19 protein-coding genes and 1 tRNA gene are annotated in these 22,593 nt (G+C 32.1%); 9 read left to right on the forward strand and 11 right to left on the reverse strand.

Annotated elements, in window-relative coordinates:
- The 4 genes from ABD816_RS14245 to ABD816_RS14260 all read left to right on the forward strand — a co-directional run.
- Window positions 1–1,127: thioesterase domain-containing protein (locus ABD816_RS14245; RefSeq protein ID WP_344928493.1), on the forward strand; the 1,127-nt coding region annotated here is incomplete at its 5' end.
- A gap of 35 nt (window positions 1,128–1,162) precedes the next feature.
- Entirely contained in the window at window positions 1,163–2,431 is a 1,269-nt protein-coding gene (locus ABD816_RS14250) for an MFS transporter (protein ID WP_344928496.1), read from the forward strand.
- A 32-nt stretch (window positions 2,432–2,463) separates the two neighbouring features.
- Window positions 2,464–3,231, forward strand: coding sequence for a thioesterase II family protein (locus tag ABD816_RS14255; protein ID WP_344928498.1), 768 nt, complete (start codon window positions 2,464–2,466; stop codon window positions 3,229–3,231).
- Between the two features lie 29 nt (window positions 3,232–3,260).
- Window positions 3,261–4,856, forward strand: a complete 1,596-nt coding sequence (locus tag ABD816_RS14260) for an MBL fold metallo-hydrolase (RefSeq protein WP_344928500.1) — start codon at window positions 3,261–3,263, stop codon at window positions 4,854–4,856.
- Between the two features lie 80 nt (window positions 4,857–4,936).
- Here the strand turns inward: ABD816_RS14260 and ABD816_RS14265 are convergent, their stop codons facing one another.
- The 3 genes from ABD816_RS14265 to ABD816_RS14275 form a co-directional block, all read right to left on the reverse strand.
- Entirely contained in the window at window positions 4,937–5,680 is a 744-nt protein-coding gene (locus tag ABD816_RS14265; protein ID WP_344928502.1) for a 4'-phosphopantetheinyl transferase family protein, read from the reverse strand.
- Between the two features lie 676 nt (window positions 5,681–6,356).
- Window positions 6,357–7,712, reverse strand: a complete 1,356-nt coding sequence (locus tag ABD816_RS14270; protein WP_344928504.1) for a serine hydrolase domain-containing protein — start codon at window positions 7,710–7,712, stop codon at window positions 6,357–6,359.
- Between the two features lie 706 nt (window positions 7,713–8,418).
- A complete protein-coding gene (locus ABD816_RS14275) occupies window positions 8,419–9,039 on the reverse strand; it encodes a JAB domain-containing protein (protein ID WP_344928505.1) in 621 nt (206 codons plus the stop codon).
- A 1,507-nt stretch (window positions 9,040–10,546) separates the two neighbouring features.
- On the opposite strand from ABD816_RS14275, the gene ABD816_RS14280 reads away from it, so the two are divergent.
- The 5 genes from ABD816_RS14280 (at window position 10,547) to ABD816_RS14300 (ending at window position 13,662) form a co-directional block, all read left to right on the forward strand.
- Complete coding sequence (locus tag ABD816_RS14280; protein ID WP_344928507.1) at window positions 10,547–10,930, forward strand: hypothetical protein; 384 nt, start codon at window positions 10,547–10,549, stop codon at window positions 10,928–10,930.
- A gap of 37 nt (window positions 10,931–10,967) precedes the next feature.
- Window positions 10,968–11,357: a hypothetical protein gene (locus ABD816_RS14285; RefSeq protein ID WP_344928509.1), complete on the forward strand. Its 390-nt coding sequence runs from the start codon at window positions 10,968–10,970 to the stop codon at window positions 11,355–11,357.
- Window positions 11,358–11,464: 107 nt separating this feature from the next.
- The gene (locus tag ABD816_RS14290) at window positions 11,465–12,019 is read left to right on the forward strand and encodes a hypothetical protein (protein ID WP_344928510.1); all 555 of its coding nucleotides are present in this window, start codon (window positions 11,465–11,467) and stop codon (window positions 12,017–12,019) included.
- Window positions 12,020–12,101: 82 nt separating this feature from the next.
- Window positions 12,102–12,266: a hypothetical protein gene (locus ABD816_RS14295; RefSeq protein ID WP_344928512.1), complete on the forward strand. Its 165-nt coding sequence runs from the start codon at window positions 12,102–12,104 to the stop codon at window positions 12,264–12,266.
- A complete protein-coding gene (locus ABD816_RS14300; protein WP_344928513.1) occupies window positions 12,259–13,662 on the forward strand; it encodes a recombinase family protein in 1,404 nt (467 codons plus the stop codon). Before ABD816_RS14295 ends, ABD816_RS14300 begins: the two co-directional genes overlap by 8 nt.
- Window positions 13,663–13,804: 142 nt before the next feature.
- Here the strand turns inward: ABD816_RS14300 and ABD816_RS14305 are convergent.
- From ABD816_RS14305 to ABD816_RS14340, 8 genes are all read right to left on the reverse strand, one after another.
- Window positions 13,805–13,878, reverse strand: a tRNA-Arg gene (locus tag ABD816_RS14305).
- Between the two features lie 53 nt (window positions 13,879–13,931).
- Window positions 13,932–14,381 carry a GatB/YqeY domain-containing protein gene (locus tag ABD816_RS14310; RefSeq protein ID WP_344928514.1) on the reverse strand — a complete coding sequence of 150 codons (450 nt, stop codon included), beginning with the start codon at window positions 14,379–14,381 and terminating at the stop codon, window positions 13,932–13,934.
- Window positions 14,382–14,582: 201 nt separating this feature from the next.
- Window positions 14,583–16,598 carry a cell division protein FtsZ gene (gene ftsZ, locus ABD816_RS14315; RefSeq protein WP_344928516.1) on the reverse strand — a complete coding sequence of 672 codons (2,016 nt, stop codon included), beginning with the start codon at window positions 16,596–16,598 and terminating at the stop codon, window positions 14,583–14,585.
- A 150-nt stretch (window positions 16,599–16,748) separates the two neighbouring features.
- Window positions 16,749–18,110 carry a cell division protein FtsA gene (gene ftsA, locus ABD816_RS14320; protein WP_344928518.1) on the reverse strand — a complete coding sequence of 454 codons (1,362 nt, stop codon included), beginning with the start codon at window positions 18,108–18,110 and terminating at the stop codon, window positions 16,749–16,751.
- A gap of 7 nt (window positions 18,111–18,117) precedes the next feature.
- On the reverse strand, window positions 18,118–18,834 hold the full coding sequence (locus ABD816_RS14325; RefSeq protein WP_344928520.1) for a cell division protein FtsQ/DivIB: 717 nt from the start codon (window positions 18,832–18,834) through the stop codon (window positions 18,118–18,120).
- Window positions 18,831–20,180, reverse strand: a complete 1,350-nt coding sequence (murC, locus tag ABD816_RS14330; protein ID WP_344928522.1) for a UDP-N-acetylmuramate--L-alanine ligase — start codon at window positions 20,178–20,180, stop codon at window positions 18,831–18,833. The genes ABD816_RS14325 and murC overlap by 4 nt, the downstream gene beginning before the upstream one ends.
- A 4-nt stretch (window positions 20,181–20,184) precedes the next feature.
- On the reverse strand, window positions 20,185–21,294 hold the full coding sequence (gene murG / locus ABD816_RS14335) for an undecaprenyldiphospho-muramoylpentapeptide beta-N-acetylglucosaminyltransferase (protein ID WP_344928524.1): 1,110 nt from the start codon (window positions 21,292–21,294) through the stop codon (window positions 20,185–20,187).
- Complete coding sequence (locus tag ABD816_RS14340) at window positions 21,291–22,550, reverse strand: FtsW/RodA/SpoVE family cell cycle protein (protein ID WP_425549120.1); 1,260 nt, start codon at window positions 22,548–22,550, stop codon at window positions 21,291–21,293. Before ABD816_RS14340 ends, murG begins: the two co-directional genes overlap by 4 nt.
- Window positions 22,551–22,593: the final 43 nt, after the last annotated feature.

Raw genomic sequence — 22,593 nt, forward strand, 5'->3', positions numbered from 1 at the left:
CAGAGGCAGCTACCGCATCTTATGTAGCCCCACGAAATGACATTGAAAAACAACTGGCTGAGATCTGGCAAGAATTACTGGGAGTAGAAAAGGTTGGAATACACGATAATTTCTTTGAACTTGGAGGACATTCTATATTGGCTATAAAATTAACTAGCCGGATGAATAAACTATTTAATAAGAAAAAGTTTAGTATATCCAAATTATTTCAATATCATAATATTTTTACAATATATGAGAACTTTTATTCAAAAAATGAAAATGAAAATGAAATACTTTTAACATATAATAGCAAAGGTAATAAAAGTCCTATATTCTGTCCTCCAACTGGAGCGGGTACTTCTTTAATATATTATGATTTAGCAAAATTGTTAGGAGAGGAACAACCATTCTACGCTTTTCAATGTCCTGGATTAGATGGAAAATCTAAAATTTTAAAAACAGTTGAAGAGATGGCAACCCTTTATATAAAAGAAATGCAAAAAATTGATTCTCTTGGACCATATTCTCTAGGTGGTCATTCATTTGGAGGAGAAGTAGCTTTTGAAATGGCTCTACAATTAAAAAGAAAAGGTTTTGAAGTCATCGAATTATTTATATTTGATTCCTTAGCTCCAGCGATAAAAAATAGAATCTCTTCTCTACAAAATGTAAGCTATGAAAAAGAGCTTCTTTCTTTAGTAGAGATGATTAACCAAGAACTTGAAACTTCAATTATTCTTGATAGTAAAGAACTAAAAAACAAATCTAAAAAAGAAAAACTTAGTTTTTTATGTTATCTAGTAAGTCAAGCAAATGTAGAAGCAACAAAAGAACAAATAGAAGGACAAATAAAAGTGTTTATGAATAATGCTACTTTAAAATATTGCCCAAATCCAAAAGAAAAAATAGATACAAAAATTACTTTATTTAAGGCTCAAATTTTACCATCTAACTTATCAATAGCTAAAAAGAAGCGAAATGAAATTATAAAATTATTTGAAATGAATGATAATGGGTGGCAGGAATATACAAATAGTAAAGTAAATACATGTAAGGTTTCTGGAAATCACGGAACTCTTTTGAATGAACCACACGTAAGCGAAATAGCTCGGTATTTAAATGGCCGAAATAAATATTCAAAATAGAAAATTCTAATCAACTAATAATAGCTTAGATAACAATGAAAAAGTACTTTATATATTTATTATTACTAACATTTTCTATGCTAGGAACAGATCTTACTGATTTTTCATTAGCAATATGGGTTTTAGACCAACCAAACTCAAATATTTCATCATATTCTCTTATTTGGTTTTTTGAAGCAATTCCCAAAGTTATTTTAGCTCTCGTTATTGGTAGTTTAGTAGATCGGTGGAACAAAAAGAAAATGATTATATATGGACAATTATTGGCTGGTATAGGAAGTATAATCTTGATGGTTTTAAAACTACAAGATATACTACTCCCGTGGCATATCATGGCAGTAGCAGGTATTGGTTCCGTGGCAAATATGTTTGTATATAGTGCGTTTTTTGTGTCCACAAGAGCATTGGTTTCTAAAGATAACTTAATGAAAGCAATGGGGTTGTCAACTTTAATGTATTCTATTGTTGAAATTGGAGTTCCTGTTGCTGCACCAGTTTTTTATAAAGCAATTGGTATCCATTCAATACTGTTTTTTGACATTATTACTTTTATTGTATCTATTATTTTCTTTTCTTTTTTGAATTTCACCGTGCATATTAAATCCAATGATAAATTTAGTATAGTTAAAGATTTAAAACTTACAATAGCTTTTATTCGCGAAAAAAAAGGACTCATTTCTTTGATTATATTTTCATTCTTAGGTAGTTTTGCTTTAGGCCTTGTTGAAATTTTATTTACACCATTAATCTTAGATTTTTCGGATGAATATATTTTAGGTCTTATTTTATCATTTATTGGTCTTGGTTCTTTTATTGGTAGCATAATTATGAGTAATAGTAAAGGATTTAAAAAGCCTATCAAATCGATAGTGTCATTAAATATTATAATAGGACTCATTCTTATTATTTTAATGTTTAAATTTAATTTATATATTCTTGCAATTGGAGGATTTGTAGTAGTACTATGTTTTACTATTGAGGGAATTTCAAACTCTGCGTTTTATCAAACAATAATTCCAGAAGATATGCTTGGCAGAATTTATGGGATTATGGGATTACTTATTGGAATTGCGGGTCCAATGTCATTCTTATTATCAGGAATAATGGTAGATTCGTTGAGTACTTTTTTTAATAGTTCTATGACATTTAAAAGTAACTTACCTGGAACAAACACAACAATATCTATACTAGTTATTTTTCTATTTTCGGGAATATTTCTTGCTTCAATAGCACTAATTTTTAGACGAAGTACCGCAGTGCAGAAATTGGATAAACTATATAAAATCAATTTAGATACTAATTAAGGCAGAAAGTAAACAGTTGTTTTAAAAATTTAATGGATAATAAATTATACAAAATAAAAATAATAGCATTACCATTCGCTGGAGGTAATAAGCAGAGTTATCGAGATATCGAAAAACTGAAGCCTAGAAATCTGGAGTGGATCACTTTGGAGCTTCCTGGGAGAGGTGCTAGATTTAAAGAAAAGCTTCTTGACGATTTAATTCTAATGGTTAACGATCTCTTCTCACAAATAATAATGCATATACCAAAAGGAGACTACATTATATATGGACACAGCATGGGAACTCTTTTAGGCTATGAACTAGTTAAGAAATTGATAATAAACAATCTACCTTTGCCTAATTGTCTGTTTTTTACCGGACGAGGTTCTCCGGAAACGAATTCATCAGAAAAAACGTCAACGCTTCCAAATCCTTTGTTTTGGAAAAAAATCCGTGAAATAGGAGGTCTTACTGATGAAATTTTAGAGTGTCAAGAACTTTTGGACTTATATTACCCCATATTAAAAAACGACTTTAAAGCGATTGAAAATTATAAATATAAAAAAATGAACTTTCAATTTCCTATTCCTATTCACGTATGCCTTGGAAAGGATGAAGTTGGAACAGGAAATAAAAAAACTTCTATATCCGAAGTAGAAAATTGGGGTAAAGAAACTGTGTTTCCTGTGGAGCCTGAATTTTTAAATGGAGACCATTTTTTCATCTTCAAACACCCTCAATTGATTATGCAAAAACTTTGTAAAGCTCATGAGAGTTCAAAAAATTTAAATCTAAGATCTAAAAAAATCAAGATATAGTTACTAAAATAATTTTTAAGCTACAAAAGATGGATAATGATAATTTATACTTAAAACCTAATGTTGTTATAGAACCACTATTTGACAATTGGTATGCTTGGAGTCACTTAATTTCTCCTGCAACAAGCGCCATGAATATTTCTGGAAGACATCTGAAAATAATGAGTTCTTATATTCAAGCTCCATCTACCCATGCTGCAGCGGTAAAAAGTCCGAAAATGCTAGGAGGACCATTTATTGATTATAAGGGAAAAAGAGTTGAAGATATCGAGAATTTAAAAAATGAAACTTTAATTAAACAAAAGAATTTAATTGCATTTAGTGGTGCTATTAAAGAACTAGATTTACTTTTAAAGAGTAAGGCAAATGGATATTCATTAGAACCTTTGTATTCTGAAATTCCAGAAATATTAAAAGGTTACGTAGAATTACATTATGATTTGAATTGTCAACCTTCCTATAGGTTTTTTGAACCTCTTTTATATAAAAGTGAATTTTATAATCCAAGTTCACAAACTATTTTGCTTTGGCTTACAAAAAATGATGAGAGACCCTTTGTTTTGAGCACACCTCGTATAGAAGAGAATGATAAACTACATTTAAATGTTAGTTTCAATGACGAAAATCTTGATTATCTAAGCAAAATGAAAAGAATTCCAAATTCTTTATTAGAAATAAAAAATAAATTAAATATCTCAAAAGAACAAGAAAAAGTTTTTAATTCTTTTTTCACAAACCAAAAACCGAAGAAATATATTAAGTATGAAGGTAAAGACATAAGAATGAGGTATTTTGGACATGCCAGTATTTTAATAGAATCTAAAAACATCAATATAATGTTGGACCCCGTAATTAGTTATTATGGTTATCCGCATGAAGTTGAGCGCTTTTCTGACATGGATTTACCAGAAACAATCGATTATGTTTTAATCACTCATAACCATCAGGATCATGTTCTTTTAGAAACATTAATCCCTTTAAGACATAAAATAAAAAATATAATAGTACCCAGATCAAATAAGTCTTTACAAGACCCTAGCCTTAAACTAATGTTTAATAGTATTGGGTTTAATAATATCATTGAGATCGATGAAATGGAAACGATTGACTTTTTTGATTGTAAAATAACGGGAGTTCCTTTTATTGGAGAACATTCGGATTTAAACATACACTCCAAGATATGTTACAATGTTAGTTTTAAAAACTTTAAAATGCTATTTGTAGCCGATTCTTGTAATTTGGAATCTAAACTTTATAAATTAGTGCAAAAAGAATTAGGTGATGTGGATGTTCTGTTTTTAGGAATGGAATGTGATGGAGCTCCACTTTCTTGGCTATATGGTCCTTTACTTTCTGAAAACCTAGAAAGAGATATGGACTTATCACGTAGGTTGGCTGGCTCTAATTTTGAAAGAGGAAAAGGGTTGGTTGAAACTTTTAATCCTAAGGAGGTATATATTTATGCAATGGGACAAGAACCTTGGCTAGAATTTATTAGTAGTATAAAATATACCGATGAATCCAACCCAATTATTCAATCTAATAAACTAATCGAGTATTGTAGATATAAAAACATAACCTCAGAGAGATTATTTGGTGAGAAAGAGATTCTGTATAAAAAATAATATTCTAATTCTAAACCTTACAAGATTTATCAAACAGTAATTCATTTTTAAAGTTTTGTCAATCCGTATAAAACATGATTTTAACAATCATTAAGTATTGAATATTCAACAACATTCCAAAAATCACTTAAATCACAGTGGGTATTTTTTGGCAATACGATCGAAATAATGTAATCATCTATTTTTTTTGAATAAGCTTTGTATTGGTAGAAATACCGAAAAGTGCTCAAATACATATCCCCTGCATTACAGATAGATTCTATTTCAAGAATTTTAAAATCTAACATTAGCCCTGTCTTAAGTAATTTTGAAAGGCTTTCTTTCAAAGTCCAGAGTATGGTAACTCCAACTTTTTTACTTAGTGAACAAGAGTTAATTAAGCTAAACTCTTTATTTCGCATCATATTTTCTATAGAATTAATTCTATTTTCATCAATTTTTTCAATATCTAAGCCCATGGGGTGCTCCTCTGGAAATGCTAGAGCTATACCGAAATTATTACGATGACTTATACTAACCTGTATATTTTGATTTCTCAAATATTTTACCACTGGAAATTTAAAAATTCCAAATTCTACTGAAAATGATTTAATACATTCATCAGTTAAAAGAATTTCTAATACAGCCTTTTTGGCTGCTATTCTTCCAATTAAGTAACTTTCTTTTCTCTTATCAAATTTTAAATTTTGATAAAACATTTTTTCTTCTCTATGAAAAATAAGATTTTCTTTGTTGGGGTCTATAAACTTTGCATTTAATATACAAAAACCAGCTTTAAAGTTATTCAAGCTTCTTTTTAGTAATATATGTCCCTTGTTATCCATTATTTACAAGTCTTTTTTGTTTTAAACAGAAATAATTTCGTTATATTTTATTTATGTTAATACCATAAGATAGAATCTGCAATATTATATTAAAGGTTTTAAACAACCAATATATTTTCTTAACTCATTTTCAATACGATAAACATTTTATTAAAACTTTTAAATTCTGAAGTCACAATCGATTTAAGTAATGTTTTTGTTTTCAATATTTTATTACTCATCAAGAATTAGTTGATTAAGTATGAGCCCCTGTTTAATGAAGTCATTTGAACATTATCATTATATTATCTAAAATAGATAACGATAAAACTTAAGTATTTGATCCCCTCCAACTACTTGCTGTGATTTCAAATATATTATGAGGATCAATATTACAATCAAACCTCTGGTTTTAACTTTTTGAAGAATATAATTTATAATCTCTACTATAGTAGCCATAGGAAAAAATATCGCTTCTGTTTTGGCATGAAGTTTTCACTTCTATTTTTATCTTTTTCAATATCACCTAAATGAATGAAGGTTGCTTTTATGTTTCGCAATACAATTATTGATAACACATTCTTTTTTCTAAAAAAATCAAATGAATCAGTATTAGTTTATATACACAAAAAAGTAAAACTCTATTAAAATCGAGTTACAAACTTATTAAGCTTAAAAACTTTGGAATTTAACAATCCTATTCTATTGCACTAACAATCTCCTTGATAAACTTATTCAAGTCCACACCTTCATCTTCTGATAGTCCAAAACGAACAATTACCAAATCTTTGGAAGGAATAATAAAAATCCGTTGTCCTTGATAGCCACTTGCAAAAAACATATCGCTTGGGGCATCAGGATAAGAAATTCCTGCTGTATTTAGCCAAAAATGTGCGCCATACTCTCCATTTGATGTAGGACTAGGTGTTGTGACATAATCAAACCACTCAGAATCAAAAACCTGCTGTCCATTCCAATTTCCACGATGAAGATATAGTAATCCAAATTTAGCCCAATCTTTTACGGTAGCCCAAGCGTAGGATGAGCCTACAAAATTACCAGCCATGTCTGTTTCTATAACCATGGAATGCATCCCGATTTTATCAATAAATTCACGATATGGATAATCCAGATATTCTTGATAAGTATCAAACTGATTTCTTAAAATTCCAGATAATAAATTAGTAATGCCAGACGAATAATACCAATGCTCACCGGGTTTATGAATTGCTTTTTTATCCATTTGAGATTTTGTCATATCTGATGCTATGTATAACATTTTCGTAACATCAGAAATAGATTCATAGTCTTCCTCCCACTCCAAACCACTATTCATTTGAAGTAAATTGTTAATAGTAATCTCCTTTCTTTCATCATTCTTCCAGGTCTCAATAGGAGCATTATTATTAATATTGACCTCTCCTTGCTTTTCCAGTACACCGTAAACTGTTGCTAAAATACTTTTAGCCATTGACCAGCCTGATACCATAGAATTTTGACTAAAGCCATCAACATATTTTTCTGAAATAATTTGATCTTTATGCAGTACCATTACAGCTCTAGTTTTTTTTACCAGTTCTGCTTCTTTATCAAAAACACTGGCAACCGCTTCTCGTATTTTATCATAATCGATTCCTTCAAAAACTGTGTCCTTTTGAGCTTGATCCCCATACGGGTATGATAAATTTGTTTTAATTCTACTTCGGTTCGGCGTTAAGTATGTTGCATTTAAATCGAAATTATCATTGATTAAAGTGCTTCCCAACCCCTTTCTGTAAATAGCTTTTCTTTCTTTAAATCCATAAACAGAAGCCTCGCTATATTTTTCTTGAATAAATACCTCATCATTTGCCAAATCCACTGGAAAAAAATTGTTGTCATTTAAGTCTGTATAGTCAACACTCCTTTCTCCAATAAAAACCGAAGAACACATATTCTTCGCAGAATATCCCGAGAGAATATCGAGCTTCGGATAATTAAAAAAAATCAAATAGCTCACTAATAAAATCAATATAATAATGGTAACACCAATAATCTTTTTAAATAGTTTCATGAAAAATAGTTAAATATTTTTAAAAATAAACAATCCAGATTAGAAAACAGGTATAACATAATTAGTATTTTTTTTGCAAAAACAAATTGGCAGGTTAGATACATAGATCATAAAGAAAGTTAACCAATGTTAAAGCTGGAAATATCTGGAAAACTAAGGGTATATTTGAAGAAACGACAATCTCTCATACCACACAGCTAGGTCTTTTAGTGGGCTTTTATTGGTGATTTTTAAACTAATATCCATAGTGATATATGCTTTAACGGTTAACTATTCTAACAGTGAATGTGTCAATTTACTAACGATTATTAGTAAAACAGCAAGTACCTCTTAGCTGATTCTCTTTACTATATATTTGTAATTAGTTTTGTTTGGGTAAAAATAAACAAATCCTATTTTCTGTACTTTAGCCCTTCGATACTTTTTAAACTCTTAGAGTGTAATGGGCAAGGGTTTTAGATATTCCCGTTTTACGGATTGGAAGAATTCCCGGCAACTAGCTTCTTTTCGTTTATATTAGATTATTAAATATTCTAATAAGCATTTTATCTCTCGGTTCAAGTCTTCTAAAGAGAAAAAGGGCATCTCGGCGTAAGGGATAATAAGTACATTGATGAGATAGATCAACTGCATTGAACTACCTAGTAAATTTTGAAACGTTTTTTTTAGTTTTATGTTTAAGGTAGATCAATCCAAAACATAATATTCAAATCTTATCAATTTCTCGTTTAGTAAGTCCAGTTACTTTTTTGATAAAATCAATATCAGACCCCAGAGATTTAAGGCGCTTAGCAACCTCAAGTAATTCTTCTTTTTTTGCGTTCTTGCGCTCAACCTCTAATTTAAAAGCTTTAACAATTTCACCTTCTTTCTGAACTAGCTCGTATAAACCACTTTCCGTAAGTTTTTTAATTAATCCTTTTTCTTCAAAACTCACATAATTATCTTCAGAAATGATTAGATGATCAATAATGTCAATTTCAATCATCTTACCCACTTTCAGTAACTTATCCGTAAAGTCTTCATCTTGTTTAGATATGTTAAGATTACCACTAGGATGATTATGTACCAATATCATTTTGACTGCCAACTTATAAATACTCATCCTGAAAACATCAGGAGGAGAAACGTGTACCCGATTTGCAGCACCAATACTAATTAATTCTATAAAAAGAACAGTATTGTCATTACTTAGACCTACCACCCAGAAGTATTCCTGATTTCTTCGGATTTTATGTTGCCTAAGAAGTATTTGCTGTGTAATCTTAAATACATCTTCTGCATTTAAGATTTTGATTTTTTGAGCTTCCGTAAGTCGTACATTCATAACTCAAATATACAAATTATGAATTGTTGATTTTTACTAATGGACGTATTTAATAATAATCAATTTTAAATGACTACAAATGACTGTAATCGAATAAATAAATTAAAAAAAGGCTTTATACATTTACTAAAACGCTGATAGCTTCATCAGTATTAGAATGCCAAATAAGGGGGGTGTTTCATTTTTTCTATATCCTAAAAAGAGGATATAAAAATTTCTGCATCAATGATTTTTTATACTCTTAAAATTCCAGAACTCAATCTAAAGCTGTATTATCTTTTCAAATAATTAGGATACTAGGTGTTAAAAATTTCTAAATATAGAATTATCTCCTATTGAATCTGCTAATGAAACTTCTAGTATTTGGAAAAATTCTTTACCAAAGTTTCCAAAGCTTGGAAATTTTCATCGTTATATGTTTAATATATGCTAAAAGATACTTCAGAACTTTTCCAGATTCCGGAATACGTGGAGTTCATCTCTTCTGGTATATGGAAGTTATGACGTTCAAAATTTCATCGATATTTTGCTACCTATAAACTTTCTCTTTATAAAACAACCAATAACAGAGACAGGATGACATTGATATCTTCATAAACTTAAAATTGATCATCATAAAATATTCTATATTTCGGAATACTTAACTGACATCCCTACCGAAAGGATGAAGTTTTGTTTATAACTGTTTCTTTCAAAATATCTGTTCAAGAACTTTGTATATCCCAAAACTTCCACAGTAGTGAAAAGATGTTAACTATCTCGACTTCACTCTTAAATAAGGCGGATATATAACATACTTATATGAGTGTACTTAATTACAATAACTTCCAAAAGAATGAAATTATTATTACCATTTAGTTAGGAAATAATTATTCGGATTGAAGTTTTGAGGTCTATGACTTCTTAGAAGTGGATACTATACCTGTTATAATTTCCTTACATATAATACACCACACAAGCCATCCGCAAGTAGGGCTTTATTAGTAACAAAATTTCTAGGTACTAGAAAAGATGATACAGTAAACTTCCTGGTTTTTTTTACTACGGCTATATCTATTCAGTGCATTATTATCAGTGACATCTTTGTTTTTATGAAACCCCGTAGTAAAATTAGTGTGAGGTTTTCTTTATAGGCTGTTATAGTTTTAAGGTTCTAAATAGCTATTAAAAGTATTTAATAACTTGACAAGAAAGATGAAAAAATGATGAAAGGGTAGAAACTTTGATCCAGTAAGGTTCCTGTATAGCGATATCTATATGGCAATATATTGGAACTCTCAACCTAGGTTAAATAAAATTACGTACCACCTGGATCGCTCTCATCTCAGTAAAATAGGTCTACTCACTTTTTTTACGTCACGGGGTACAAAAGTGGTACGCGGATTTATGAATATCCTTCTTTAGATTTACCAAATTAAAGCATAAAAATGAAGCTGCAATCTATGGTAAATCATTAGGCAGGATTTAGCATATGCAAATGATATTGTCGAACTTAAATTAAAAAATAATGAAAGAACAAACCTATTTTATTCACTATGAAAAATTATGGAAAATCACCAAAGAGTTTAATGATCGAACCACTTTTAGATCCAATGAAGTTAAAGGAAGTACAATGGATACAGTGCACCTTATTTTTAAAATGTATGAAAAGATGTTAAACGGAAAATCCAGATATATGTCATTTGACGAGGCAGAAATTCCAGTGCTAAAATTAGTAGCATCCAAAATTGGAAAATTAACAGGCTATGAAGGTAAAACGATTAAGGATCATATTACTAAAATTAAAAGACTAAATATCATTCTTATCAACAATCAATATTATGAAAATCATTACACTTTTAAAATCCCACTCAAATATTTTTTCACTTCCTCTGAGGTGACCTATTTTTAATACTAATTAATCAAGATAATCATATAAAATAATAGCAATGGAACAAGGGAAATATTTTATCAATTACAGAAAGTTATGGAAAGAAATACAAAAAGAGAATTACTTTATGGAATGTCACACACGTTCAATCCGAGGAGGAACCACTCAGACCGTGCATACAATATGTCAATTATATCAAAAGCTTTTAAATAATAGGAACCATTATATATCACCAGTAAAAAAAGGTGCTATGCCCAGCTTGTACACAAGTACCAGAGAGATTGCCAGAGTATCAGGATATCATCCCAGATCTGTACAATCGCACCTAAGGGATTTAAGGTTTTACGGGTTTCTCGAAGTGGAAAAAGTATACGGAGAATCCAAATACAGAGTTGTAATTCCTTTAAAATACTTTTTTAAAGCATCTAATGTTAAGTACCACGAGTAAAAGGAGATAAGGATGATAATCTTTTAAAATGTTAAATTACTATATAGTAATTTAACATTTTATTATATTCGTGTTGTAGTATTGTTGAAACATTTAAAAAATTAGTAATGAACAATCATTCTCCTAAAGATTTTATAGAACTAAATGAAGTATTATCTAAAAAGTCTTTTAGGACAGAACATCTCCCTTTTGTAAGTATTAGACAAATTCATCACTGGAAGGAGATTGAAGTATTAGATGATCATCGCAAATATGCAGCTAGTGGAATGAAAAGCAGCTATAGTTTTTTTGAAGTGGTTTGGATCAAAATCGTTACAGAAATGAGATCTTTTCGGATTAGTAATATCAGTATTAGAGAAGTGAAAAAGTATTTGTTTGACACCTCAGAAACAAAGGTTAATCAGGAAATATTAGTGTTTCACAAGGTGATACTGAAAACAATCATAGATCCTACAACTTATTTTATTATAATAGTAAGAGATGGTTCAGTTAAAATCCTGGATAAAGAAGTATATAATCAGAGTATTAATGAAGATACTATAGATCATCATATTAGTTTACGACTGAATATATTAATCTGGGAAGTACTATCCATACTTGATTTTAATCCTGATATTAAATCAATCATTCAACACTATAAAACACGAATACAGAGTAGTTAGCAAAGCGGCCGCTACAAGCCGAAAGAGTACAAATCCACCTTATGACCGACGATACAATCGGATTAAGGCTATGGTAAACAAAATGTCCAATAAAGAAGAAAACAATGAGTTAAGGGTCATAAGTATAGAAGAATTAAAAGAGTTTGAAGGGTTAGCTGAATTGTCAGATAGTGAATCCCTGAAAATAATAGAAACGTTAAAGCAATTAGCAGTAGCAACACATCAAATTATAAGTAAACATGAGTAATCTGGATCAATTTCAAAGTTTTGCCAAGAAAAATGCAAAGAAAATCGCACGAAATAATAAGGCAGTAATCTATACGCGTGTTTCTGATATTAAACAAAAGGAGATTACCAGTTTAGAAAGCCAAAAACAGCTATGTGAAGAATTTGCTAATCAAAATGGTTATGAAGTGTATGCATATTTCGGAGGGATTTATGAAAGTGCTAAAACGGATGAAAGAAAAGCATACAAAGAAATGTTATCTTTTGTGAAGCGGAAGAAAATCACCAATATCATTGTGTATAGTTTAGATCGCTATTCCAGAACAGGTGGGTTGGCAATTGCAACAGTGGAAGAGTTAAAGAAAAAGGGAATTAAGGTGTTGTCTATTGCTCAAAATGTAGATAGTGATACGCCCACTGGTACTTTTATGCAAGGTTTCCACTTGCTGTATAGTAGGTATGATAATGATGTTAAAAGCACTAATACTATTAGAGGAATGCGACATAGGTTGCTCAATGGCTATTTTATGGGGGTTGCACCTCTAGGTTATAAAAATACTAGAGACGAAAAAAACAAACCTATTATAGTGCATAGTGATAAGGCACCTCTCATCAAAAAAGCGTTCTTATGGAAAGCTAATGAAAACTTAACCAACGTAGAAATTATAGAGCGTTTAAAAAAGCTTGGGCTAAAAATCTATAAACAGCGACTCTCCGATATGTTCAGAAATCCTGTCTATTGTGGATTACTTTCTTCTAGTTTAATAGAAGGGGAGGTGGTAAAAGGAATCCACCAACCTATCATTTCTAAAGCTATATTTCTCAAAGTTAATGGAGTCAATAAATATAAGAGTAAACATAATGTAAAGAATGATAATTTACCTCTTAAAGGGTTTGCAAGTTGTAATTCTTGTGGTAGTCCTTTGACTGGTTTCTTAGTAAAGGCTAAAGGAATCTATTATTATAAGTGTAAAACAAATGGTTGTTCTTGTAATCGCAATACAAAGGTTTTACATCAATATTTTAAAGATATCTTATCTAAATATCAAATTGATCATAAGTTTGTGGCTCCTTTAAAAAAGCAACTTACTTATACTTTTGAATATTTTAATAAAACAGATAAAGATAATATCCCAGTTCTGAAAAAGAATTTAAAAGCTCTAGAAGAGAAAATTGAAAAGATGCAAGAGCGTTTTGTAATAGGTGAGATAGAAGTAGAGTTATATCGAAAATTTAAAGAAAAATTCACTACCGAAAAAGAGGCAATTCAGCAAGAAATCAAAAATAGTGGTTCTATGAGTTCAAGCCTAGATAGTTATATTGAAAACGCGCTAAAATTATTTTCTAATCTTCATAAAATGTGGGAGTTAAGTGATTATACAGGAAAGCAAAAACTCCAAAAAAATACTATTCCCTAATGGAATTAGGTATGACCGAAAAAAGATAAGGTTCAAACTCTAAGTGTGAATCCAATTATGGAGCTAATTAGTTGTTTGTCAGATAGTATTAGTAAAAATAAAAGCGGACAAAGTTCAAATTTTGAACGTTTGTCCGCTTGCGTGACCGCGAAGGGATTCAAACCCCCAACCCTCAGAGCCGAAATCTGATGCGCTATTCAGTTGCGCCACGCGGCCTAATTATAATATGCAGAACTTATAAATTTCTAAAATCTATACGCTCTGAAAAATTATGATAATTTACTTTTCACAATATTTGAAATTGTTTTTCCATCTGCTTTTCCAGCTAATTGACCTGAAGCCATTCCCATTACTTTTCCCATATCCTTCATTCCTGATGCTCCGGTTTTAGCTATAATATCTACTACTATTTTTTCAATCTCAGTTTCGTCTAATTGAGCTGGTAAAAATTGTTCAATTACTTTTGCCTGATCTAGTTCTGGCTGAGCTAAATCTTCTCTCTTTTGCTCTGAAAAAATTGCTGCACTATCTTTTCGTTGCTTTACTAACTTCTGTAATAATTTTAATTCCTGATCTTCTGTTAATTCCTCTTTTGCTCCACTCTCTGTCTGTGCCAATAATATAGAAGATTTAATTGCTCGCAATGAAGTCATTGCATTCGCATCTTTAGCTTTCATCGCTTCTTTAAGGGCAGTCATTACTTTTTGCTGTAAACTCATAATAGTTGATACATTAATCTTTTCGGATTGCGAAGATAAAAAATAAACCGATAATCTAGGTTTAGATTATCGGTTATATATAACTTTTACTCAAATGTTTTTCTGTAAATCCAACTCTAAAAAAATCAGGCTATTCATAGCGGCTAGGTTTAATTTAGAAAACACCAATATAGAGCAGGTATTTATTACCTTTCAATTTCTTTAATCTACATTATCATGAAGAAAAGAATTATTTTTACGTAATTGTATCTCATCATTACTATCCGTTCCTAAAGAGGTTCTGGAAAGCTCAGAAGAGCCTGGTCTTGCATCTACATCAATCCCCGCACGTTTATATGCCGGTTCTTTTTCGATATCATCAATATTAGACGCATTATTTCTAAACTTATAATTAAATTCCTTCATCTTAGCACGACGTTCTGCGGCACGTGCTTTTAAAGTTTCAGAAATAGGCTGATCCATTGGATCTACATCCTCAGATTCTTCTATCCTTTCTGTTGGAGTTGGAGCTATTGTTTTCTTTTCAAAAACAACTTCCTGATCCTCCTCCACTACTTCTGGTTTTGGTTTTGCATTTGTTAACCTGTTTTCTTCTTCCATATACTCCTCAAGACTATACTTACGAACTCCTCCGGGTACGTTTTCACTTACCGGAACCACTTCTATAGGTTCATTAACCTCTACCTCCAGAACATCTTCAGTAAGATCAAAAACAATTGATTTCTCTTCTTCTTCAATTGCAGGAGTATGTTCTATAACAGACTCTTTAGCATCTTCCTTCTGATCATTTACCGGCATATCGAATGATAATGTAAATTGATCTTCTTCTTCCTTATTAGCTATATCTTCTGCCTCCACCTCTTTAGCATCATTAACCTCTATCTGGTTAATAATATCTTGTGTATTAATGATTACAAAATCATTCTCCACAGAAAAAGGGTTCACCTCTTCATGATCAACAACCTCTAAATTCTTCAAAAACTCTGTAGTTGGCAATAATAAAGTTTCTCTAATATCTTTTTCTTCCTCTTCTATCAATTCGTGTTTGATAATAACAGGTTCGGGTTTTACTTCCTCTTTTGGAGGAGTAGTCTCCTGAGGTTTAGAAGGAGATAATGATGCAATCGTCTTAGCCGTCGATTTTGGAGTTAGATTCTGGATCGTGGCTCTTTGCTCCTCTTCTAAGGTATGTATAATTCTTTTCGTTTCTGTATTTACAATCTCATCCTGTTGTTCTACATCAAAACCTGTAGCTATCACAGTTACAGAAATAGAATCATCTAAAGATTCATCTTCTCCAACTCCCATAATTATATTAGCTCCATGACCCGCTTCTTGTTGAATATGATCATTGATTTCGCCTATTTCATCAATAGTAATCTCTTCTTTACCAGATACAATTAATAATAGTACATTCTTAGCACCTGTAATTTTATTATCATTGAGTAATGGAGAGTCCAATGCTTTTTCAATAGCATCATGGGCACGTTTAGCACCAGAGGCATTAGCAGACCCCATAATTGCTGTACCACTATTGCTCAGTACCGTTTTTGCATCTCGTAAATCTATATTTTGTGTATAGTGGTGTGTAATTACTTCTGCAATACCTCGGGATGCAGTAGCAAGGACTTCATCTGCCTTAGAAAAACCAGCTTTAAATCCTAAATTACCATATACCTCTCTTAATTTATTATTATTGATGACCACCAAAGAATCTACGTGTGCACGTAACTTCTCGACTCCTAATTGTGCTTGTTCATTACGCATTTTTCCTTCAAACTGAAAGGGAATAGTAACGATACCTACCGTAAGAATGTCTAATTCTCTTGCCATCTTGGCTATAATAGGTGCTGCTCCGGTACCAGTACCTCCACCCATACCAGCCGTAATAAATATCATCTTGGTATTTGTATCCAGCATTCTCTTGATTTCCTCATAGCTTTCTACTGCGGATTGTTCTCCAACCTCTGGGTTGGCTCCAGCTCCTAATCCTTCTGTAAGAGACACTCCCAACTGTATCTTATTAGGTATAGAACTGTTATCTAACGCCTGTGAATCTGTATTACAGATTACAAAATCAACCCCTTTTATTCCTTGTTGAAACATGTGGTTGATCGCATTGCTACCGCCGCCTCCGACGCCAATTACTTTAATTGTATTTGATTGATTTTTGGGCAAATCAAACGAAATATTTTCGAACTCTTCATTATTACTCATAATTGCTAATTTTCTGGTTCTCTTACTTTTTATGTTTTTATATTTTATTCTTCATATAATTAAGGACGTTTACAATCCTTATTTTATATGATATATATTTAATATTTGTGCTTTAATAATTTCTCAATTCCTATTATAGGATAGAATACGCTATTCTGCATTATCAAGAAACTCTTTAAATTTTTCTGTCCATTTTTCCAAGATATTCCTTCTGGGTTTTGCGTTCATAACAGGTGGCTCTTCTTTATCATCATGGATATTTTCTCCTGAGTCAGTTGATCCAACCTCTTGTGTCACTTCCTTTTCTACAACGGCCTCATTCATCTCCTGTTTCTTCTGTTTTTGATTATGTACAAGGCTATCCATCACTAATCCTACCGCTGTAGCATACATAGGGCTTGTGGTTTCCGGATCGCTATTACCAGCTAAATGTTCATTGGGATATCCTATTCTGGTATCCATACCTGTAATATATTCTACTAATTGTTTCAAGTGGTTTAACTGTGACCCTCCTCCTGTAAGTACAATACCTGCGATTAGTTTTTTCTTAGGAGACTCATGACCGTAATTTTTGATCTCTAAAAAGACTTGTTCTATAATTTCTACTACACGTGCATGAATAATTTTGGATAGGTTTTTTAAGGTGATCTCCTTTGGTTCTCTTCCTCTCAATCCTGGAATAGAAACAATCTCATTATCCTTATTCTCTCCGGGCCAGGCAGATCCAAATTTGATTTTAAGTAATTCTGCTTGCTTTTCGATGATAGAACATCCTTCTTTAATATCCTCAGTAATCACATTTCCTCCAAAAGGTATCACAGCCGTATGACGAATAATCCCATCTTTAAAAATGGCTAAATCTGTAGTACCTCCACCAATATCAATCAATGCTACTCCGGCTTCTTTTTCTTCCTGACTTAATACTGCATTTGCAGATGCCAGAGGTTCTAATGTTACATCGGACAACTCTAACCCTGAACTCTTGACACATCGTCCTATATTACGAATAGAGGTCACCTGCCCTACTACTACATGAAAATTGGCTTCCAGTCTGCCTCCATACATTCCCACAGGTTCCTTAATTTCGGCCTGACCGTCTACTTTGTATTCTTGTGGCAATACGTGTAATATTTCTTCTCCCGGTAACATAACTAATTTATGTACCTGATTACAAAGCATATCAATATCTTCCTCATTAATCACTGCATCTGCATTCGTTCTGGTGATATAATCACTATGCTGTAAACTTCGTATATGCTGACCGGCAATCCCAACTGTTACCTTATCTATTTTTATCCCCGAAACACTTTCTGCTTCCTGAACTGCTTGTTGTATGGATTGTATAGTCTGAGTTATATTATTAACCACACCACGATGTACGCCAAGGCTCTTGGACTTACCCACACCCATAACTTCCATTTTTCCATACTCATTATATCTTCCTACCATAGCAACAATCTTTGTTGTTCCTATATCTAATCCAACCGCTATTTCATTTTCTTCTCGTCCCATATTGGTACTATTTTAGTGTACACACCACTTGATTACTAAACTGTAAACTAACTTTTTTATATCGATCCAGGCTTTTATCTTTTAATGCTTTCTGATAAAAAGCTTTAAAATTTCTTATTTTAGTATCTAAAAGTTCTATTTTCCCAAAATTCACATCAAAAGCATATACTCTTAATCCCAGTATGTACTCTCCACCAGAATTTCTATATATACTTACTAAATGCTTTTTTAAAAATGCATCTTCATTCATCTTTTTCAACAGGGGGAAAATTTCCTTAACTTCTCGTTCCGAAACATTACTTACCATCGGTACATGTGCCGAATAGTTATCTGATAACGGCATGGTCTCACCCATAGTATCGATATAAAAAGGAACAACGGCGTTCACTCTTGCAATTGGTGTTCGCTGTTTAATCCTAGCTTTAAGCCCCCCATATACAGTAATATACACATCAGAGTCCTCAATCATCTTATGTGTATCTAATGCAGATTCTATTGTATTCAAAACTAAAATTTCTTTGCCTACGTTCGTCACCCCAACCTGATTTTGTATTAACAATTTATTAACCGCCAATTCATTTACATATGGATTCTGTTCTTCGACAAATTCAAAGGCTACTTCTTCCACTTTTCGGTTCCTGTTTCTATTGCCTGCAAATGCAAAAAGAAAGATCACCAAAACTATGAGCCCTATAAATTTTGTATATTTCAGTATCTTTTTCATACCACTATCAACGCTTCTTTTATACTTGTAACTTCCTCTCCTATATCCCCTGCACCTATAGTTGTTATAACTTGTGCATCACTTTTAAGAATTTCTTCTATTAAAGTATTTTTAGTAACTATTTTTTTTGCATTTAGATTAATCATTTCTAATAACCATAAAGAAGTAACTCCTTCTATCGGTAATTCTCTTGCTGGATATATATCCAATAACAATAACTCATCAAATTGACTAAGGCTTTTTGCAAAATCGGCTGCAAAATCTCTGGTTCTACTGTACAAATGAGGTTGAAAAATCGCTAATATTTTTTTATGAGGATGCATTTCTCTTATAGCCTGATGTAACGCATCGATTTCTGTAGGATGATGTGCGTAATCATCTACATATACTAATGCATCTGTTTTAATTTGATAACTAAAACGTCGCTGTACACCTTTAAAAGTAAATAAAGCTTTTGCTATGGCATCGGTTGGGGAGCCATAAATAATTGCCATAGCAAAAGCTGTAATTGCATTTAACAAGTTGTGTTGACCCGGTAGGCTTAAACGCAAATCCTTAATATGTTGAGATGGTGTCTTTAAATCAAAAACATAGGTTCCATTTTCTATTTTAATTTGCTGTGCACAATAATCAGAATCATCTTCTATTCCAAAAGTTATCCCGGAAAGAGGTAACCCATTACGAACTAGTAAATGATCTTTTGCTTTATCCGAAAATTCTATGAACGAGGTTTCTAATGCATTTGCTTCTTTATAGATATCCAGATGATCGGCATCCATAGAAGTAACCGCAGCAATATCCGGATACAAACATAAAAACGATCTATCGAACTCATCTGCTTCTACGACTACCACCTCATTACCCTCAAGCACCAAATTAGAATTGTAATTCTCACTAATCCCACCTAAAAATGCTGTTACTTTTGCTCCACTTTCCTTTAATAAATGAGCAAGGATAGCCGTAGTGGTCGTTTTACCATGAGTTCCGGCAACGGCCAAGGTGTAAGTTTCTTTAGTTATAATCCCCAACACTTCTGCTCTTTTTTTTATCAAAAATCCCTGATCTCTAAAATAATTGAACTCTTGATGTGTAGCAGGAATTGCCGGAGTATATATAATGAGCGTTTCCTTAATATTTAGAAACCCTTGTGGAATCGCATTTCTTTTATCTTCAAAATGTATATCAATACCCAAAACAGATAAATCATTGGTAATTTGCGAAGGAGTCTTATCATATCCTGCTACATTTTTGCCCAAAAACTTAAAGTATCTTGCCAGTGCACTCATACCGATGCCACCGATACCGATAAAATAAATATTTTGTATGTTTTTTAAATCATTACTCATGAACCTACACTATCTTTTCTTTTTGTATTAGTTTTTCTATTTCATCCGCGATCTCATTCGTCGCATTAGGTAGTGCTAATTTCTTTATTGCATGTGTCATCTTAATTTTCATAGCTTCCAATTCTAGTAACTGTGTAATCGTTTTCTGAAACCACTCCTCTAATTCACTCTCCTTTAACATTCTTGCACCACTCTGTTTCACAATGGCATCTGCATTTTTAGTTTGATGATCCTCTGCCACATTAGGAGATGGAATAAAAAGAGTGGGTTTTGCTACAATACATAATTCTGACACAGAACTTGCGCCCGCTCTGGATACAATTGCATCTGATGCAGCATACGCTAAATCCATTGTGTCTAAAAACTCATGAACCTGAATATCAGCTCGTTCATTATATTTCTGATATTCTTTATAATATAATTTTCCACATTGCCAGATTAACTGAACTTCTTTTGATGCAAAAAAATCCAATTCGTTCTCTATCAATTGATTAATTCTTCTCGCTCCCAGACTCCCCCCGATTATAAGAACAGTTTTCTTTTCGGCATCTAATCGATATTTCGCAATTGCTTCTTCTTGTTTACTACCAATTTCTAATAAATCACTGCGAACCGGGTTTCCAGTTTTTATGATCTTATCTTTTGGAAAAAAACGTTCCATTCCATCATAAGCCACACATATTTTATCCGCACCTTTGGCCAACCACTTATTAGTAATACCAGGATACGAATTCTGTTCCTGAATCACCGTTGGAACCTTAGCAATAGCCGCCATCTTTAATAAAGGACCGCTGGCAAATCCACCTGTACCTATTACTACATCAGGATTAAATTGTTTTATTATTTTCCTGGATTTCCAAAGACTACTTAGTAACTTAAATGGAAACAAAAGATTGCTTACACTTAACTTACGCTGAATACCACTAATCCACAAACCTTTAATTTCATAACCCGCCTGTGGTACTTTTTCCATTTCCATACGATCCTTTGCCCCTACAAAAAGTATAGCAGCCTCTGGATATCTTCTCTTTAATTCATTGGCAATAGCAATTGCCGGATAAATATGTCCTCCGGTTCCTCCTCCTGATACTATAATTCGTGGTTCTTGCTTCATAAGGCTTCACTCAAAATCTCTAATGGATTCTCTTCTTCTACTCGTTTTTTCTTTATATTTCCTCCCAGAGATTGTTCTTCTTTCTTCATCAACTCTCTCTCTTTACTCACACTTAGCACCATTCCTATTGCCATACAAGTCATCCAGATAGAGGTACCTCCACTACTAACTAACGGCAATGTTTGTCCCGTAACAGGAAATAACTCTACTGCTACTGCCATATTAATTAATGCCTGAAAAACAATAGGTAACCCAACACCAACTACTAATAATTTACCAAAAACATCTGAACATTTATGTGCTGCAATCACCAATCTAAAAAGAAGTAACAAGTATAAAAGCATCAAAAAAACACCTCCTATCAACCCCCATTCTTCAATGATAATTGCATATATAAAATCCGAGGATGATTGCGGTAAAAAATTACGCTGTACACTTTTACCAGGACCTGTACCTATGATTCCACCTCTTGCGATAGCTATTTTAGCTCTTTCTATTTGATAGTCTTCCTGAGTATCTTTATTATCAACAAAATTTTCCACTCTATTTACCCATGTATCTACTCTATTAGAAAATGAATCTGGAAATGCTTTAGCTACCAACACAAAAAATGTTAATGCTAATACTCCTGTACTCAAAATAATCATGATATATTTTAATGGATATCCTCCTAAAAATACCAGCATCATAACCATAGAAAAAATAATTGCTGTTGTAGAAAAATTAGCGGGTAATATCAATATTAATATCAAAAACACAGGCAACCAAAGTGGCAATAATGTTTCTTTAAACGAAATTTCTTTATTCTTTATTTTAGACAGATACCTGGCAACATAGGTCATTAATACAAGTGCAGCTAAAGTAGAGGTTTGAAATGTAACTCCTACAAAAGGCAAACGTATCCATCGACTGGCATTTGCCCCACCAATCGTTGTATTCTGAGCCATGGTAAATAACAATAACACAACAATAACAGGCAACATTATAATAGAAAGCCCCTTAAAATAATGATACGGTATTTTATGAATCCAATACATAATACCAAAACCAAGCCCTAAGTGTGCAAAATGTTTTATTAAAAATGAAAAAGTGTTTCCATCCCCATACAAATACGCTAAATTACTACTAGCGCTGTATACAGGAAGAAAAGAAAACAATGCCAATAGGGCAACAATCGCCCATATTACACGATCACCCTTGATCTTACTTAATAAAAAGGAAAATGTATGCTTTGTAAGCCTATTCTCAGTCGTCACATCAGGACCTTTAACTTCTATTTCATCTACTTCTGTACTCACA

It is taken from the genome of Aquimarina addita (assembly GCF_039539305.1).
GTDB classification, from domain to species: Bacteria; Bacteroidota; Bacteroidia; order Flavobacteriales; family Flavobacteriaceae; genus Aquimarina; species Aquimarina addita.

What these genes read in the sequence shown, in the direction of transcription:
- ABD816_RS14250 (WP_344928496.1), top strand. Translation starts at nt 1,163, where the DNA reads ATGAAAAAGTACTTTATATATTTATTATTACTAACATTTTCTATGCTA.
- ABD816_RS14255 (WP_344928498.1), top strand. Translation starts at nt 2,464, where the DNA reads ATGGATAATAAATTATACAAAATAAAAATAATAGCATTACCATTCGCT.
- ABD816_RS14260 (WP_344928500.1), top strand. Translation starts at nt 3,261, where the DNA reads ATGGATAATGATAATTTATACTTAAAACCTAATGTTGTTATAGAACCA.
- ABD816_RS14265 (WP_344928502.1), bottom strand. Translation starts at nt 5,680, where the DNA reads ATGGATAACAAGGGACATATATTACTAAAAAGAAGCTTGAATAACTTT.
- ABD816_RS14270 (WP_344928504.1), bottom strand. Translation starts at nt 7,712, where the DNA reads ATGAAACTATTTAAAAAGATTATTGGTGTTACCATTATTATATTGATT.
- ABD816_RS14275 (WP_344928505.1), bottom strand. Translation starts at nt 9,039, where the DNA reads ATGAATGTACGACTTACGGAAGCTCAAAAAATCAAAATCTTAAATGCA.
- ABD816_RS14280 (WP_344928507.1), top strand. Translation starts at nt 10,547, where the DNA reads ATGAAAGAACAAACCTATTTTATTCACTATGAAAAATTATGGAAAATC.
- ABD816_RS14285 (WP_344928509.1), top strand. Translation starts at nt 10,968, where the DNA reads ATGGAACAAGGGAAATATTTTATCAATTACAGAAAGTTATGGAAAGAA.
- ABD816_RS14290 (WP_344928510.1), top strand. Translation starts at nt 11,465, where the DNA reads ATGAACAATCATTCTCCTAAAGATTTTATAGAACTAAATGAAGTATTA.
- ABD816_RS14295 (WP_344928512.1), top strand. Translation starts at nt 12,102, where the DNA reads ATGTCCAATAAAGAAGAAAACAATGAGTTAAGGGTCATAAGTATAGAA.
- ABD816_RS14300 (WP_344928513.1), top strand. Translation starts at nt 12,259, where the DNA reads ATGAGTAATCTGGATCAATTTCAAAGTTTTGCCAAGAAAAATGCAAAG.
- ABD816_RS14310 (WP_344928514.1), bottom strand. Translation starts at nt 14,381, where the DNA reads ATGAGTTTACAGCAAAAAGTAATGACTGCCCTTAAAGAAGCGATGAAA.
- ftsZ (WP_344928516.1), bottom strand. Translation starts at nt 16,598, where the DNA reads ATGAGTAATAATGAAGAGTTCGAAAATATTTCGTTTGATTTGCCCAAA.
- ftsA (WP_344928518.1), bottom strand. Translation starts at nt 18,110, where the DNA reads ATGGGACGAGAAGAAAATGAAATAGCGGTTGGATTAGATATAGGAACA.
- ABD816_RS14325 (WP_344928520.1), bottom strand. Translation starts at nt 18,834, where the DNA reads ATGAAAAAGATACTGAAATATACAAAATTTATAGGGCTCATAGTTTTG.
- murC (WP_344928522.1), bottom strand. Translation starts at nt 20,180, where the DNA reads ATGAGTAATGATTTAAAAAACATACAAAATATTTATTTTATCGGTATC.
- murG (WP_344928524.1), bottom strand. Translation starts at nt 21,294, where the DNA reads ATGAAGCAAGAACCACGAATTATAGTATCAGGAGGAGGAACCGGAGGA.